Here is a 14795-nt window from a genome sequence, read left to right as displayed (position 1 = left end):
ATTTTTATTTTAAACCTTCAAGCGTTTTTAACTGTTCATCATATTGCTCTTGCGGAAGTTTTACATAGCCAACTTCCTCTGCCAATTGCCCAGCGTTTTCCAAGGCAAACTTCACGTATTCATACACTTGCGGCTTTTCTTTTAATGATTTGTTGTTCACATAAAAGAATAGCGGACGGGAAAGCGGTTCATAAGTTCCTTTTTCAATCGTTTCATTTGTCGGCTCGACTGCTTCCCCTTTAGAGTTTACAATCGGTACAACTTTCAACTGGTCTTTATTTTCTAAATAGTATGCATAGCCGAAATAACCTATTGCATTTTTATCGTTAGCGACTCCTTTTACAAGTACGTTATCGTCTTCGGACAATGTCGCATCTTTTACAATCGGCTCACCGCCTAAAACAACTTCATCAAAATAATCATACGTACCGGAATCTGTACCAGGCGAGAAGTATTTAATTTTTTCATCCGGCCACTCAGGGTTGATGTCAGACCATTTTTTCGGCTCGCCTTTCCAAATTTTTGCTAAATCTTCGATCGTAAGTTTATCGACCCAGTCATTTTCTTTGTTTACAACAACGGATAAACCGTCAAAAGCAATTTTGAATTCTGTATATTCAATACCATTTTCTTCAGCAACTTTTTTCTCTTCGTCTTTAATTGGGCGAGATGCGTTAGAAATATCAGTTTCACCAGCTGTAAATTTTTCAAAGCCTCCGCCTGTTCCTGAAATTCCAATTGGAGCTTTTACATCAGGATGTTCTGCAGCAAATTCTTCAGAAACAGCTTCCATTATCGGACCAACAGTTGATGATCCATCAATAGCGATTTCACCTTCTAATTTTTGCTCGCTTGATCCGCTTTCTGAAGATGATTGCTGTCCGGAGTTTGAACCATTTGTGTTTGCATCATCCGAATTACCGCAGGCTGCTGCAAAAGCTAATACAGAACTGATCATAATGGATGACGCCAAAAATTTAAAATTTTTCATTCGGTTACTTCCCCCTATTATTTCGTGATCTCATCTTACGTATATAAGATTAACTTTCAAGTATTAAACAAGTTTTAATAGAATGTAAAGCTTTTGTAAAGCTTGTTTTTTGTGTGTATAAAAAACAGATGATGCTGCGTAAACGGCATTCCGCATTTATTTTATCCCTTCTCTCCATCCGCTAGATTTGGCCTGTGTATGCGCTTTTCTTGTTTTAACGGGCGGTTGCTTTCTTTCAGCCTAATTTGTTTAACAAACAGATATATGAACGCATGGCCTGAACCTATTAAGAGCAATAAAAAAGGAATGGTTTTTGTTTCATTTGTCAAAGCAACTGTAAAAATAAAAAAGAGGATCGATAGGATTCTTCCTGCATTTAGAAAAATTTCTCGAACAACAATATATTCGATCCTTGCTTGCGCAATATTCCACCCTTTTCCAATCACATCATACGTGATCGAAGAGTACGGAACAAGCAAAATTGGATAGGCAATTCCGATTGCAATAGCATATATTAACAATCTTTCATAGGAAATTTGAAATAAAATGAGAAACAAGGAAAAGTATAGCATAAGCCCGCCGGCTAGAATAGCTTTTTTCCTCATTTTTTTCGTAATCCACCGAGAAGCCACAATATAAGTGAAAAAGGCTACGAAAGAATTTAGAAAACTAAATGTACCTAAAGCCATCTCACTTTTGGTCACGATGTATACAAACACATTAATGAAAAATGTAAATGTTCCTTCACGCAATCCTTGAAACACATGAGCGTTTGTAATTAATCTCCAATTTTTGTTTCTTTTTCTTTCTTGAATGATTTTCAATAAAATGTAATCTCCGTGAGCTTTTCTAGACGTAAAAAAGAAGCTCAACATGACAGCAACAGTAAATAACATTAACGAAACTGCAAAAATCACTTTATACCCAATAGTATTTGTAAGTCTTGAAATAATCAGACCGGCTAACATCGGTCCAATCATCCCTGAAAGGGAAGTTAATATCCCAAGAAAGCCATTAAAAAAGTCCCGTGTTTCCGGTTCAGTAATTTCAAATGTCAACACATTAAAGGCTAGCCAATAAAAACCGTAGCCGATGCCAATGATTGCACCTAACAAATACATGTAGTTGACAGCTTGATCTTTTAAAACTAAAACGGTTAGAAAAAATGCGGCTAAAAAGGACACTCCTAGGCGAAGTACAACGACTCGATCAATTTTTTTGGATACTTTCCCAGCAATAATGAAAGCAAGCGGCTGAAAAATGACAATAAATAAATTGTATAATCCTAAATCAATCAATTCCCCTGACTGTTTCCATAAATAAACATTTACGAACGTATTCGAAAGTGCAATGCTTAATGAATAAAAACCGCCGATCATCAACAGCAGCATTAAATCATGGTCTGTTTTTCTTGATCCAATCCATTTTTTGACGTTTATCATATAAAACTCCCCTTTACTTGCTACTACTATTTTTCCTAGCTAAAGGGGAGTTATGTATAAAGAAAGGTGTTTTCGTTACCTTTCAGTGATCAACCTCAAAAAAATGCACAGAAACCGCTGAAACGCAAATTATGTCAGTCATTTCCAAAAAAATAGTAGAGTAGAAAACTGATTTCAAGGGGCTGTCCAGAAAGTCAAATCCGTTTGTGTCGTCCCATAGGCTGACCAGTTTGGATTTTTCTTTGTTGATTTCAAGGTCTAGTTTCTCCACCAGTTGCCTGTCAGCTACCGAGCGTCCTGGCATTTACTCGAGTTGGACTTGCACTAACTAGCAGATATCAGCTTAGCTGGGCGCGCCAAATAAAAAAAGGCTGAGATTCGAATATCTCAGCCTCTTATAACAGTTTATTTTGCAGCGCTGTAGCGTTTTGCCACTTCGTCCCAATTCACAACATTCCAAAACGCTGCAATATATTCAGGACGACGGTTTTGGTATTTTAAGTAATAAGCATGCTCCCAAACATCAAGGCCTAAAATTGGAGTTTTCCCTTCCATAAGAGGATTGTCTTGGTTTGGAGTGCTTGTAATTTCAAGCTCGCCGTTGTTTACAACCAACCATGCCCAGCCGGAGCCAAAACGACCAGCAGCAGCTTTAGCAAATTCTTCTTTAAAAGCTTCAAAACTTCCAAATTTTTTGTTAATTGCTTCTGCTAATTCTCCAGTTGGCTCGCCGCCTCCATTCGGTGAGAGGATGGTCCAGAACAAGCTGTGATTTGCATGTCCTCCTCCATTATTTCGAACAGCTGTACGAACAGATTCAGGAACAGCGTCTAAATTAGAGATTAAGTCTTCTACACTTTTAGATAAAAGTTCAGTCTGACCTTCCAAAGCAGCGTTCAAGTTCGTCACATATGTGTTATGATGTTTTGTGTGGTGAATCGTCATTGTTTCTTTGTCAATATGAGGTTCCAATGCATCATAGTCGTATGGCAATTTAGGTAATTCATAAGCCATAATGAATCTCCTCCTTAATGATTAATATGTACTAAATGCTTTCTGCCTTGAAGCTTTCATATTCAGATTACCAAACTTATTAAAATGATGCAATTAATGTGCAATTAAAAAAGCGGTTACATTATTCGACTAATTTTATGGACCCTGCAGGATTCGAACCTGCGACCGGACGGTTATGAGCCGTCTGCTCTAACCAGCTGAGCTAAGGGTCCTTTTTCAAACACATAAGTAAATTATCACTAAATAGCTGTTGAAGTCAATGGCTAATTTAGAATATTGTATAAAGAAAATGAATGATCATCAACAGCTGAATCAGCCCTTTTGCTACTGTGCTCGCCAACAACCCCAATAAAGAACCGACTCCAACCTTTACAGCCTCGCTAAATGTTTTGCGGTGTACGAGAAGCTCTGCCGCAACAGCCCCTAAAAAAGGTCCTAAAATAATGCCAACAAACGGGATGATAAATGGCCCGGCAATTAAACCAATCGTACTTCCCCATCCGGCTGCTTTACTTCCACCAAACCGTTTAACTCCTACCATATTTGCCAAATAATCCGATAGGAATAAAAGAATGATGAACATACTTTCAACAACCCAAAATGAAATGGTTAACTGGCTGAAGCTAAAACAAATTCCATAGATAAAAAAGGCTGCTACAATCAATAACGCTGACGGTAAAATGGGGAAAAGCAGCCCGACAAAAGATAAGATAAAAAGAGCAATGATCAAAATCCAAATGATTACATCCATTTGCTTATCCTCCTAGAAATTAGAAATCAATGAACAATTTAATCCACTTGAAACGATTATTGACGGTATCCTAAAACAGCTTCCGCAATATTCACCGAGTGGTCGCCAATTCGTTCTAAGTTGCTGATAATATCTACATATACTATTCCGCCTTGTCCGGTACAAATCCCTTCATTAATGCGGATAATATGTTTTTTGCGTAAAGTGCGTTCCATTCTATCGATTTTTTCTTCAGATTTCAATACTTTTTTTGCTAATACAACATCGTTATCATCTAAAGCGTCGATCGCATCCTTCACATTTTGCAAGGTAATTTCAAACATTTCCAATAAATCTTCCAATGCCTGCTCAGTAATGGTGACTTTATTATTATTTTTATAATCAATAAGCTCCACTATATTTTCAAAATGGTCGCCGATTCGTTCAATATCTCGAACAGTATCCATTAAAATGGAATGTCGGCGTGAATCATTTTGCGACATATCTTTTCCAGAAATCAATACGAGATAATCTGTTATTTTCCTATCTAAATTATTGATCGCCTCTTCAAGCTGCATCGCCATTTGTGCGTGCTTCTGCTGATTTGTCATCAAAAATTGTCTCGTTTCCTCTAGCCCTAATGATGCATATTGACCCATCCGAAGCACTTCTTCCTTCGCTTGCCCTAAAGCAATGGTTGGTGACTGTTCAATAAAAATTGGATCCAAATGCTTCGCTTTATACTCTATCGCTAAATCTTCACCAGGTATAACTTTTGTGACAAGCAGTGCAAGTGCACCGATGAACGGCGCTTGAACGATCGTATTGACAACATTAAATATTCCATGAGCAAAGGCAATGGTCATTTCAGGATTTAAATACAAATGGGCTTGCAATGATTCGATAAAATATTTGAAAATTGGTAAAATAATTAGAAAAATTGCCGTTCCGATTAAATTAAACATTACATGCGTCAAAGCAGCCCGTTTAGCAGCAATCGATGCTCCAATTGATGCCAAAACTGCTGTGATGGTTGTTCCGATATTATCACCGAATAATAAAGGCAGCGCAGCGTTGAGATCAATTAACCCTTGTGAAAACATCATTTGCAAAATCCCAATCGTCGCACTTGAACTTTGAACGATGATTGTAAAAACGGTTCCAATTACAACGCCAAGCAGCGGATTTGCACTTATGCTGACAGTCAAGTCATGAAAAATTTCTAATGATCTTAACGGCTTCATGCCGTCTCCCATCAATTCAAGCCCAAAAAACAAAGCGCCAAATCCAAAGATCACCTGCCCGATGCTGTTTATTTTTTTGTTTTTAGAAAAAAATAAAAGAACAGAACCTATAAATAAAATTGGCAAGGCATAAGCTTCGATATCGAATCCGATAATAAATGCCGTAACAGTCGTTCCGATATTTGCTCCCATGATCACGCCTATTGCTTGCTTTAAGCTCATGAAGCCGGCAGAAACGAGACCAACCGTTAAAACAGTTGTACCGCTGCTTGATTGAATTAACATTGTCACAAACATCCCAGCAAAAATACCCATAATAGGGTTTGTCGTAAACTTATCCAAAATATCTCGTAATTTATCTCCGGAGAATTTTTGCATACCTTCTCCCATACTTTTAATCGCAAATAAAAAAATTCCAATCCCGCCAAGAAATTCAAATAATATTTTTTGAACATCTACATCCACTCGTTTCACCTCCTTATTTTTCCAAATATATTAACGGTTAAATCATTTTTGAAAAAGAAACGTTTACATTTCCCATTACCAAATTCCTTCAAATCCAATTTTTTTATTTTGCAATCGGTGCAGGCTCCTGCAGCTTCTGTCTATAATAATGGACGAAACCGATATGCCCCGCAAATAAAATTAATTTTTAACATGTTCCTCCCACACATGTTACTTTTATATTTTAAATTTAACAAAAAAATTTTACATTTTGTTCACAATTGTTATTCTTATTGCCGAATCGCCTATATAACTTATTTTCATTATTTTTGTTTCATTGGTACAATCAAATAGAAATGTTATAAAAGGAAGTGTTTCGATCAATGAATTTATTTGTCCTCCTTTTTAAAAGCATATACTCTCCAAAAACAATCGCTCTTACTAGATTTCAAAAAATCGGCAAACCCATTCTTTATGGATTTTTATTGGCCTTTCTTGCCGCCCTGCCCAATTGCATATATTTAAACTTAGCTATTGTAAATGCTATAAACGGGCTTGACCAAACGATAAATGAAAAAATCCCTGAATTCACCATTCATAACGGAACTTTAAAATCCGAGGAAAATGCGGTTGTGAAAGCAAAGCATGATCAATATACAATTATTTTTGACCCAAAAGGAACTTTCACAAGGGATGACTTGAAATGGCAGGAAAACGTCATCGGCATCTTATCGAATGAATTTGTTTTCGTTTCCAATGGCACAATGCAGCAGCTCGAGTATAACTTTTTTCAGGAAACAGAGATAACAAAAGAGGATTTGACAGCTGCCATCAAACAGCTGTCTGAAGTTGCTCCGATTATCATTCCCGTGATATCTGTCACACTATTTGCGATGTCAGCCACTTCTAAATTTGTGGAAATTACGTTTTTAGCTATTGTCGGGCTGTTGTTTAAAAAAAGGATGGGAAAAAGATTAAATTTTAAACAGCTTTGGACTATTTCAGCCTACAGCGTCACGCTTGCAACCGTGTTTTTTGCCATTATGAACTTTTTTCTCATCGATATATCCTTTGCTCTTTATATAAACTGGTTTGTACATATAACTGTTTTATATCTTGTATTAAAAGAAATCCCGAGCCCGAAACAGCCAGTAAAAGCTGCATAGAAAACCCCCTTAAGGCAGAATTTCCAACTCTGCCTTAAGGGGGTTATTAACACTATGATTTAAACTGAAATTTGTTTGTAGTGGACTTTAGAGATTCGGACAGTTCCATTAAAGTTAGTCCAATAGCATGGGTTTCGCGAATTTGTTCCATCTGTACTTTTGCGACAGACTGCATTTGCTCTGCACTGGCAAACGTTTCTTGAGAGACTGATAAAAAATTTTCAGCAGATTGCTCCATTTTAGGGAGCCAATCATCTAAAGTATGTAAGCTGTGTCTTGTTTCAGACAATATTTCATTCACTTTTCCAATCTCATCTACTAGTTGATCAAATGAAAGCCGCGATTTACCTGCAACTTCTAAATGGTTTTGCACAAGCTCCAAAATTAGCTTAAACTGCTGATAAGCGCTCTGAGAAATATCATCCATCATTTTTACAGACTGTGCTATGTCTTCCGTCGCTTTGGATGACTGTTCAGCCAATTTTCGGACTTCCTCAGCAACGATAGCAAATCCTTTGCCTTCTTCTCCAGCTCTTGCTGCTTCAATTGTTGCATTTAATGACAATAGCTTTGTTTTCTCAGATATTGCATATATCATTTCCACAACCTTTTCAATCGCCGTCGAATGATCTCGAACACTTTGGATCGTTTTAGACATAGTTTTGCATTCTTTTTCAAAGCGATTTAACGATTCGATCATCTGTCTCATATTTTGTTCTCCCGTGTTGGCTGATCGGTTCATGCCCTGTACGCTTGAGAAAAGGCGCTCTATTCTCTCCAGCACAGTTTGAACTGTATTTTTCATGGAATGAAATACTTTTGCGCTTTCTTCAGAGCTTGAAGCTGTTTGCTGCGCACCGTTTTTCACCATTTCAATCGCTTCAACAAGATTCGTATGTAATGTTAATACGTCATCAGAAGAGTGTTTAAGCTTCCGGCCTGTCGAAAACAAATTTTCTGTCGTGGTATTAATCCTTTGAATCATCATCCCCAAATAGCCTGCCAATTGCTTAAAGCTTTTGATGAGCGAAAGGATTTCTGGAAGATTTGTATTTATGTTTAAATCAAGCTGAATATCTCCTTCACGCATTTTTCTCATTTTTTCCCTCAAAATCGTCAACGGTTTTGTCATACTTCTGACAGCTAAAAACAAAATTCCCATCATAAAAAGGACGCTGATTATTCCAATCCAGATTGTATTGTAAGCTAGTTCATGCACAGGCTTAATATAGCTTTCTGTCGGAACGGCAAGCAAAAAAATTCCTTTCAATTCCTGCATTTCTTTAAAGGCCAACGTATAATCTTGTCCATTGAAAGATTTATGAATAATTCCACTATTTTTTTTCGTTATTTCCTTTACAATTGCAGCTGGGATTTGAGTTTTTGTTTTAACGCTAACCGAAAATGGTGTGGCCTTTTCATTTCGAACGAAAAAAAAGTCAGCATTTAAACCGTCCTGAATCAGCTGGGAGGATTGCCTTTGAACGACTTCTTTATCAAATCTTTCGAAAAAATCATCAGAGCTATTTACATAAGCATACAGAAGATTGCTGGCAGCAATCTCTGTCATATATACTTCCCTTTTTAATCGATCCTCTATCAAATTAAAAGTTGTTTCACTTGCTTTTTGGTAAGCAGTATAACCGACAACAGTTATCGAACTAATAAGAAGCATGAGCGCAAACAAAATCAATCTTACAGATAGAGGTATTCGCTCTCCTATCGACATGTTCTTTCTCTTCTTTTTCACTATTATGATTTCCCCCTTTATAAGCTTAACAGCATTATGACAAAAGATTATTAAGGGAATTTAAAGTTTTTTTATTTTTATTGTAAATTCCTCCACATTTTGCTACATACTATTTTCCAATCATTTTTAAATACGTATAGGAGTAAACATTGAACGAGCGACAACATAAAAAATAAAAGCTTAAACAACAACTGTTCATTGCCAATCCACAAGCTAAAAACAACCGGTCCGAGCGCAACCCCTAAAAAACGCGCCATCCCGTATAAGCTAACTACAATCCCTCTTTCTGCATCATCAACACTTGATATAATCAACGAATTAATAACCGGCAGCACAAAACCTAAGCCGCCAAATGAAATAGTGATAAAAAACAAAAATAGCGAAAACTGTTGAAAAATCAAAAAACTGAAAAATGATAAAAACGTCATGAACATCCCTACCAATAAAAAAAGAAAACGGTTTTTTACATAGTCCAATCGCTTTCCTGTCCAATAAGACGATATAGATAATGCGCCTAACGGAAAAGAGTATACAAATCCTTTAAAGAATCCATCGATATGATATAACTCTTCAATTAAATAGGCTAAGTAATACAGCAGCCCAAAAAGCAAAAACATACTTGTACCGCCATACAGGTAAAGAGATAACAATCGCACTTTTTGCACCTTTAACACATCAGCTATTCTTTGCACATATTCGTGAAGCGATATTTTTTCCTCGCCTGATGGAGAAGCCTTTATAAAAAAAAGAATGAAAAAAAGCAAGAGAGTTCCAATAATAGGGAAAAGAATGAATGGAAAATACCATGCTACAAGGGCTAACAAAGCTCCTAAAATGGGAGCGGCTACTTTTGCAGTTCCGTTGAACACTTCTAAAACGGCAAGAGCTCGATCCCGTTTTTCGGCCGTAAACATGTCTCCTGCTAATGACATGGCTAGAGACGATATTCCTCCTGTGCCAAGCCCTTGCACCAAACGTCCAGCTAACAATGTCCAAAAAGCAATAGATTTGTTGACAAAACCGCTGAAAAAACAGATAGCCCCCCCTATGATCAGCAATAAAAGCGACCATAAAATAAATGTTTTTCGGCCGTAACGGTCGGAAAGGAAACCTACGATTGGGATGATGATCGCTGCAGGTATATTAAATATGCTTAAAATAAAGCTCGTCTGTGCAGCTGTAATTTCAAGCGCTTGTCCAAACTCCGGCAATATCGGGATCAGCATCGAATTGCCTAGCACCATCATAAACGGAAGCATCCCTAATAACATAATGATGATATGCTCTCTCATATTTATCTCCCTTCGTTTACTCGAATTTCGAATTGATGCATGAATTCATTGTTTGACAGCAGGGAATGCGTTAAACCGAAGAATATCTTGGACGTTTTCAAAATGGTCTTCGATCGTAAAGCAACCTCTTCTATCCTTTAGGTTTAACTGAGCTTCCCTCTCGCATTAATTCAGGCACTGGCTTCAGCTTGAACAATATTTTCGGAAAGAATAGCTGGAAAGGATCTGAATTCATAAATTTGAGCCCTCATTGCCTGAAAACTTCAATCTATATAAATTTTCCATTCGAGAAGGCAGAAAGATCGAAAAAAGCGTCGAACTCGCTTTGCAACAGCTTCAGCAGCTTGTCTCAAGCGAGAAAAGAGATGTTGATTTCTCCCCAGGTCCTCCGAACTTGCTAACTTTTCACTTGTGTATGCCAGCAAAGACATAATTGGTATGTTTGTACATAAAAAAACATATATGTTAATAAAGAACAAAACGGGGGAACATAGAGATGAAACGTTTATTTTCTGCTTTACTAGTTATCTTTTTCAGTTTTGTTATTTATTATGATTTAAAAAACGGTACATTACCTGTATCTTCCATACAAAATGAACAGCATGCTGAAGAACAATTTATGGAGGTAAAAGTGAAGGAAGGAGATACGGTTCTTTCCATTGTTGAAAAAATACACGATAAGCCTGTTCCAGCAAGCATTGAAGAGATTATTAAAGATTTTGGGGAATTAAATTCAAATGAAGATGTGTACAGTATACAAGCAGGAAAAACATACAAATTCCCCTTATATAACAATTAGTTAAAGTTTTTAATTCTTGTCATTGCTTGGCTATGATTGGTACAATATCATAGGATGGCAAATGTTCCATCAAACGTATTTATATTTAAGGAGCGATAAACGTGGGCGAAATCACACATCGTACGAAAACACGTCCAGTCAAAGTAGGCAACATTCAAATTGGCGGAAATAATGAAGTAGTCATTCAAAGCATGACCACAACGAAAACGCATGATGTTGAAGCCACAGTAAAAGAAATTCACAGACTGGAAGAAGCAGGTTGTCAAATCGTTCGTGTTGCTTGTCCTGATGAACGGGCTGCAAATGCAATTCCAGAAATCAAAAAACGCATTAACATTCCTCTAGTTGTCGATATACATTTTGATTACCGGCTCGCTTTAAAAGCGATTGAAGGCGGAGCAGATAAAATACGGATTAACCCGGGGAACATCGGGCGAAGGGAAAAAGTAGAAGCCGTTGTGAAGGCTGCGAAAGAAAGAAACATTCCAATCAGAATTGGAGTAAACGCCGGTTCACTTGAAAAAAGGATTTTAGAAAAGTACGGCTATCCTACTGCTGACGGAATGGTTGAAAGTGCATTGCATCACATAAAAATTTTAGAGGATCTTGATTTTCACGATATTATCGTTTCTTTAAAAGCATCTGATGTACGGCTTTCAATCGAAGCATATGAAAAAGCTGCAAAAGCGTTTGATTATCCGCTCCATTTAGGGATTACCGAATCTGGCACTTTGTTTGCGGGAACAATCAAAAGCGCTGCCGGCCTTGGAGCCATTTTAAGCAAAGGCATCGGCAATACTTTGCGTATATCATTAAGCGCTGATCCCGTCGAAGAGGTGAAGGTTGCCCGGGAATTGCTGAAATCATTCGGCCTGGCTGCCAATGCAGCAACACTTATTTCATGCCCTACATGCGGAAGAATTGAAATAGATCTCATTAAAATCGCGAATGAAGTCGAAGAATATATTTCAAAAATTCGTGCGCCAATCAAAGTAGCTGTTTTAGGATGCGCAGTAAACGGTCCAGGCGAAGCGAGAGAAGCCGATATTGGAATTGCTGGTGCACGAGGCGAAGGATTGCTTTTTAGAAAAGGAAAAATTGTTCGGAAAGTTCCGGAAGAAACAATGGTCGAAGAATTAAAAAAAGAAGTGGATTTAATCGCTGAAGAATATTTCAAAAAACAAGAAAAGGAAAAAGTTTAAAGCTTGGAGCAGATGCCCCAAGCTTTTTGTTTTTGTTAAAAAAACGGTAATACGAAAATTCCAAGCAGCAAGGAAACGATACCTATTCCGATCGCCCATGCTCCCAGATTTTCCGCACCGCGCCGACGGGCGATAAACCCTATAATGATACCCGATGCTCCTAATAAAACGGGCAAAACAAATAAAGAAATAATCGATAGTGCCAGCGCCAGCCATCCTAAATTGCGGCCGCCAGCTTCATCGGCGTCATTATTATAATTATATGTTTCATTTGTATTTCTAGATTCAACTGCTCCAGCTTCTGCTGCGGTTTCTTCTAGATAATCTCGGTTTTCATTATTCCGGTTTTCAAAATTTCGGTTTTCCTGAATGGCATTTATTTCAGTTGATTTGCCGGCATGTGGGAAATTTTTGTTTGCCATTGCCATATCCCTCGCTTTCAAAAGATAGGAGCATTTATAGTATAAGCAAATCAATTCCCATTATTATGGAAATGTTTTCAAATAGGATCTAATGTTGGATCAGAGGACGGGAAGCAATATGTTGATCCTTTATTTTTTTACTATTTGTGAAATTTTATTCTTTTTTTAAGAAATGACAAAACTCGAGTTCATCCCTTCTTATCATGAATTCCCATAAAAAAACAAACCTTGTGATCAAATTTCACAAGGTTTGTTCATGGCAATTCGGGCATAACCCATAAATTTCAAATTTATGTCCATTAATTTTATATCCGTCCAAATACTCCTCTATCGTATTCATTGGGCATGATTCGATCTCTTTCGTTTTTCCGCATTCCATACAAATAAAATGGTGGTGATGATGTCCTAAATCACAATGAAAGCGAAAGTGCTTTTCACCTGAAAGCTCTGTCGTTTCCAATATACCCAACTCTGCAAACAATGATAAATTCCGATAAATCGTATCAAAACTTAAACCGGGATAGCGCTTATTCATTTTTTCCAAAACATCTTTAGCTGTCAAATATTTATCAGAATCGGCAATTAGTTGAAGCATTTCTTTCCTTTTGGATGTATATTTATATCCCTTTTCTTTTAAATATTGTAAAGCTTGTTCGACATTCATATTTTGCCCCTCCTAGCTTTTGACAAAATAATGGAAAAAATCAAAGCCAATACCTCTAAAATGACAATTGTTCCTCCCGGAGCAATATCTAAATAATAAGATAATACTAAACCGATTAAAACGGAAGCTTCTCCTATTATAACGGAAAGAAAAATTGTCTTTTTAAAACCGGTTGCTATTCTAATACTTGCAGCAACAGGAAGGGTCATAAGCGAGGAAACTAACAAAATTCCAACAACTCTCATGGAAACGCTTATCACTAGGGCAACTGTTAAAATAAACAAAAGATGCAAGCCTTTTGCCGGCAGCCCTAAAGCAGATGCATATTCTTCATCAAACGACAGTAAAAACAATTCTTTATAAAACAATACGATCAATAAAATAACCAATGCTGCAACACCAGTAATAATATATAAATCCGTCCTGGAAACCGCACTAACACTTCCAAATAAGTAATTAAAAAGATCTGTATTAAACCCATCTGCTAAAGAGATAAATACAACGCTAAAACCGATCCCAGCCGACATGATTATCGGAATGGCCAATTCCGCATAAAATTTATAAAAAGCTCGCAGCTTTTCAATCACAAGTGAGCCTAAAACAGAAAAACCCATTCCGACATAAATTGGATTCAATGAAGAAAAGAAGGATATTTTTGAAGATAAAAAAAGACCGCCCGCAATTCCAGCCAAGGTCACATGACTCAGTGCATCTGCAATTAGTGATAATCGTCTGACCACCACAAAAACACCTAAAAGAGGTGCGATAAAACCGATTAAAATACCTGAAAGAAATGCATTTTGCAAAAACTCAAATTGTAAAATACTGCTAAACATCTTCATTTCCTCCATCTACTCATGATCATGTGTTATTAACTGAACTGGATGCCCGTACAATGAGGTCAATTCCGTTTCTTTCAGGCGTTCAAATTCGTCTTTATTTCCATGGAAATAAAGTTGTTTGTTCAAGCAAGCAACATGCGTAACTTTATCTGTAATAGCTCCAATATCATGGGTAACAAGTATTAGTGTGATTTCCAATTCTTTATTCAAATGATGCAAAAGCTGATAAAAATGATTGACTGTCTGACTATCTACACCTACAGTTGGTTCATCTAAAATCAATAATTTAGGTTCACTGACAAGTGCGCGAGCAATAAATACCCGTTGCTGCTGTCCTCCTGAAAGCTCACCAATATTTTGGTGAACTGCCTTTTCCATTCCAACTGCCCGGATCGCTTCCATTACCTTTTCCCGATCAGCTTTTTTCATTTTTTTAAACAATCCGAGTTTGGGAGTCAAGCCGCTCGCTACTACTTCAAAAACAGTAGCTGGGAACGAAGAGTTAAAGCTGTTTGCCTTTTGAGAAACGTAGCCAATTTTATGCCAATCGTTAAATTGATGAATATTTTCACCAAATAAATGAATCGTCCCTTTCTGAGGCTTTAAAAGCCCGAGCAGACATTTCAATAATGTCGATTTTCCGGAGCCGTTCGGCCCAACTAAACCTAAAAATGCTCCTTTTTCAATGGAAATATTGATATTTTCGAGCACATATTTTCTCTCATATTGAAAAAAAAGGTTCTTTACTTCTACTATTTTTTCCCCCATGCTTCTCACCTATTTTATTAGGAAT

14 protein-coding genes and 1 tRNA gene are annotated in these 14795 nt (G+C 37.1%); 3 read left to right on the top strand and 12 right to left on the bottom strand.

What is annotated here, in order from left to right; genetic code table 11:
- Positions 1-4 precede the first annotated feature (4 nt).
- The 6 genes from NSQ61_RS02440 to NSQ61_RS02415 all read right to left on the bottom strand — a co-directional run bounded on the left by NSQ61_RS02440 (position 5) and on the right by NSQ61_RS02415 (position 5886).
- Positions 5-991, bottom strand: a complete 987-nt coding sequence (locus NSQ61_RS02440; protein WP_063388076.1) for a PstS family phosphate ABC transporter substrate-binding protein — start codon at positions 989-991, stop codon at positions 5-7.
- 161 nt (positions 992-1152) lie between these two features.
- The gene (locus NSQ61_RS02435; protein ID WP_130156341.1) at positions 1153-2433 is read right to left on the bottom strand and encodes an MFS transporter; all 1281 of its coding nucleotides are present in this window, start codon (positions 2431-2433) and stop codon (positions 1153-1155) included.
- A gap of 405 nt (positions 2434-2838) precedes the next feature.
- Positions 2839-3447: a superoxide dismutase SodA gene (sodA, locus tag NSQ61_RS02430; RefSeq protein WP_063388074.1), complete on the bottom strand. Its 609-nt coding sequence runs from the start codon at positions 3445-3447 to the stop codon at positions 2839-2841.
- 138 nt (positions 3448-3585) lie between these two features.
- Positions 3586-3659 (bottom strand) — tRNA-Ile (locus NSQ61_RS02425).
- A 56-nt stretch (positions 3660-3715) separates the two neighbouring features.
- Positions 3716-4198: a DUF456 domain-containing protein gene (locus tag NSQ61_RS02420; RefSeq protein ID WP_063388073.1), complete on the bottom strand. Its 483-nt coding sequence runs from the start codon at positions 4196-4198 to the stop codon at positions 3716-3718.
- Between the two features lie 56 nt (positions 4199-4254).
- Positions 4255-5886 carry a Na/Pi cotransporter family protein gene (locus NSQ61_RS02415; RefSeq protein WP_063388072.1) on the bottom strand — a complete coding sequence of 544 codons (1632 nt, stop codon included), beginning with the start codon at positions 5884-5886 and terminating at the stop codon, positions 4255-4257.
- A 362-nt stretch (positions 5887-6248) separates the two neighbouring features.
- Between NSQ61_RS02415 and NSQ61_RS02410 the strand changes: the two genes are divergently transcribed.
- Positions 6249-7031: a DUF1189 domain-containing protein gene (locus tag NSQ61_RS02410; RefSeq protein WP_066247566.1), complete on the top strand. Its 783-nt coding sequence runs from the start codon at positions 6249-6251 to the stop codon at positions 7029-7031.
- A gap of 52 nt (positions 7032-7083) precedes the next feature.
- Here the strand turns inward: NSQ61_RS02410 and NSQ61_RS02405 are convergent, their stop codons facing one another.
- A complete protein-coding gene (locus NSQ61_RS02405; protein ID WP_340805801.1) occupies positions 7084-8781 on the bottom strand; it encodes a methyl-accepting chemotaxis protein in 1698 nt (565 codons plus the stop codon).
- A 77-nt stretch (positions 8782-8858) separates the two neighbouring features.
- Entirely contained in the window at positions 8859-10073 is a 1215-nt protein-coding gene (locus NSQ61_RS02400) for an MFS transporter (protein WP_340805799.1), read from the bottom strand.
- A 496-nt stretch (positions 10074-10569) separates the two neighbouring features.
- On the opposite strand from NSQ61_RS02400, the gene NSQ61_RS02395 reads away from it, so the two are divergent.
- Both NSQ61_RS02395 and ispG read left to right on the top strand, forming a co-directional pair.
- Positions 10570-10872, top strand: a complete 303-nt coding sequence (locus NSQ61_RS02395; RefSeq protein WP_327856465.1) for a hypothetical protein — start codon at positions 10570-10572, stop codon at positions 10870-10872.
- 95 nt (positions 10873-10967) lie between these two features.
- Positions 10968-12074 (top strand): flavodoxin-dependent (E)-4-hydroxy-3-methylbut-2-enyl-diphosphate synthase, encoded by a 1107-nt coding sequence (ispG, locus tag NSQ61_RS02390; protein WP_094246222.1) that lies wholly within the window; start codon positions 10968-10970, stop codon positions 12072-12074.
- Between the two features lie 35 nt (positions 12075-12109).
- Here ispG and NSQ61_RS02385 read toward each other — a convergent pair whose 3' ends face one another.
- The 4 genes from NSQ61_RS02385 to NSQ61_RS02370 form a co-directional block, all read right to left on the bottom strand.
- Positions 12110-12496: a hypothetical protein gene (locus tag NSQ61_RS02385; RefSeq protein ID WP_063388067.1), complete on the bottom strand. Its 387-nt coding sequence runs from the start codon at positions 12494-12496 to the stop codon at positions 12110-12112.
- A 241-nt stretch (positions 12497-12737) separates the two neighbouring features.
- Entirely contained in the window at positions 12738-13160 is a 423-nt protein-coding gene (locus NSQ61_RS02380) for a Fur family transcriptional regulator (protein ID WP_063388066.1), read from the bottom strand.
- Positions 13157-13996 (bottom strand): metal ABC transporter permease, encoded by an 840-nt coding sequence (locus NSQ61_RS02375; RefSeq protein WP_063388065.1) that lies wholly within the window; start codon positions 13994-13996, stop codon positions 13157-13159. Before NSQ61_RS02375 ends, NSQ61_RS02380 begins: the two co-directional genes overlap by 4 nt.
- 15 nt (positions 13997-14011) lie before the next feature.
- Positions 14012-14770, bottom strand: coding sequence for a metal ABC transporter ATP-binding protein (locus tag NSQ61_RS02370; RefSeq protein WP_311066328.1), 759 nt, complete (start codon positions 14768-14770; stop codon positions 14012-14014).
- Positions 14771-14795 lie beyond the last annotated feature (25 nt).

Origin of the sequence: Aeribacillus sp. FSL K6-1121 (assembly GCF_038003725.1) — a bacterium.
GTDB classification, from domain to species: Bacteria; Bacillota; Bacilli; order Bacillales; family Aeribacillaceae; genus Aeribacillus; species Aeribacillus composti.
The sequence above is the reverse complement of the archived record's forward strand: the minus strand, read 5'-3'. Positions and strand labels throughout refer to the sequence as shown.

Excerpts from the sequence above, each read along its gene's own strand:
- NSQ61_RS02375 (WP_063388065.1), bottom strand. The coding sequence starts at position 13,996 with ATGTTTAGCAGTATTTTACAATTTGAGTTTTTGCAAAATGCATTTCTT.
- NSQ61_RS02385 (WP_063388067.1), bottom strand. The coding sequence starts at position 12,496 with ATGGCAAACAAAAATTTCCCACATGCCGGCAAATCAACTGAAATAAAT.
- NSQ61_RS02435 (WP_130156341.1), bottom strand. The coding sequence starts at position 2,433 with ATGATAAACGTCAAAAAATGGATTGGATCAAGAAAAACAGACCATGAT.
- NSQ61_RS02400 (WP_340805799.1), bottom strand. The coding sequence starts at position 10,073 with ATGAGAGAGCATATCATCATTATGTTATTAGGGATGCTTCCGTTTATG.
- NSQ61_RS02380 (WP_063388066.1), bottom strand. The coding sequence starts at position 13,160 with ATGAATGTCGAACAAGCTTTACAATATTTAAAAGAAAAGGGATATAAA.
- NSQ61_RS02420 (WP_063388073.1), bottom strand. The coding sequence starts at position 4,198 with ATGGATGTAATCATTTGGATTTTGATCATTGCTCTTTTTATCTTATCT.
- NSQ61_RS02410 (WP_066247566.1), top strand. The coding sequence starts at position 6,249 with ATGAATTTATTTGTCCTCCTTTTTAAAAGCATATACTCTCCAAAAACA.
- sodA (WP_063388074.1), bottom strand. The coding sequence starts at position 3,447 with ATGGCTTATGAATTACCTAAATTGCCATACGACTATGATGCATTGGAA.
- NSQ61_RS02440 (WP_063388076.1), bottom strand. The coding sequence starts at position 991 with ATGAAAAATTTTAAATTTTTGGCGTCATCCATTATGATCAGTTCTGTA.
- NSQ61_RS02395 (WP_327856465.1), top strand. The coding sequence starts at position 10,570 with ATGAAACGTTTATTTTCTGCTTTACTAGTTATCTTTTTCAGTTTTGTT.
- NSQ61_RS02370 (WP_311066328.1), bottom strand. The coding sequence starts at position 14,770 with ATGGGGGAAAAAATAGTAGAAGTAAAGAACCTTTTTTTTCAATATGAG.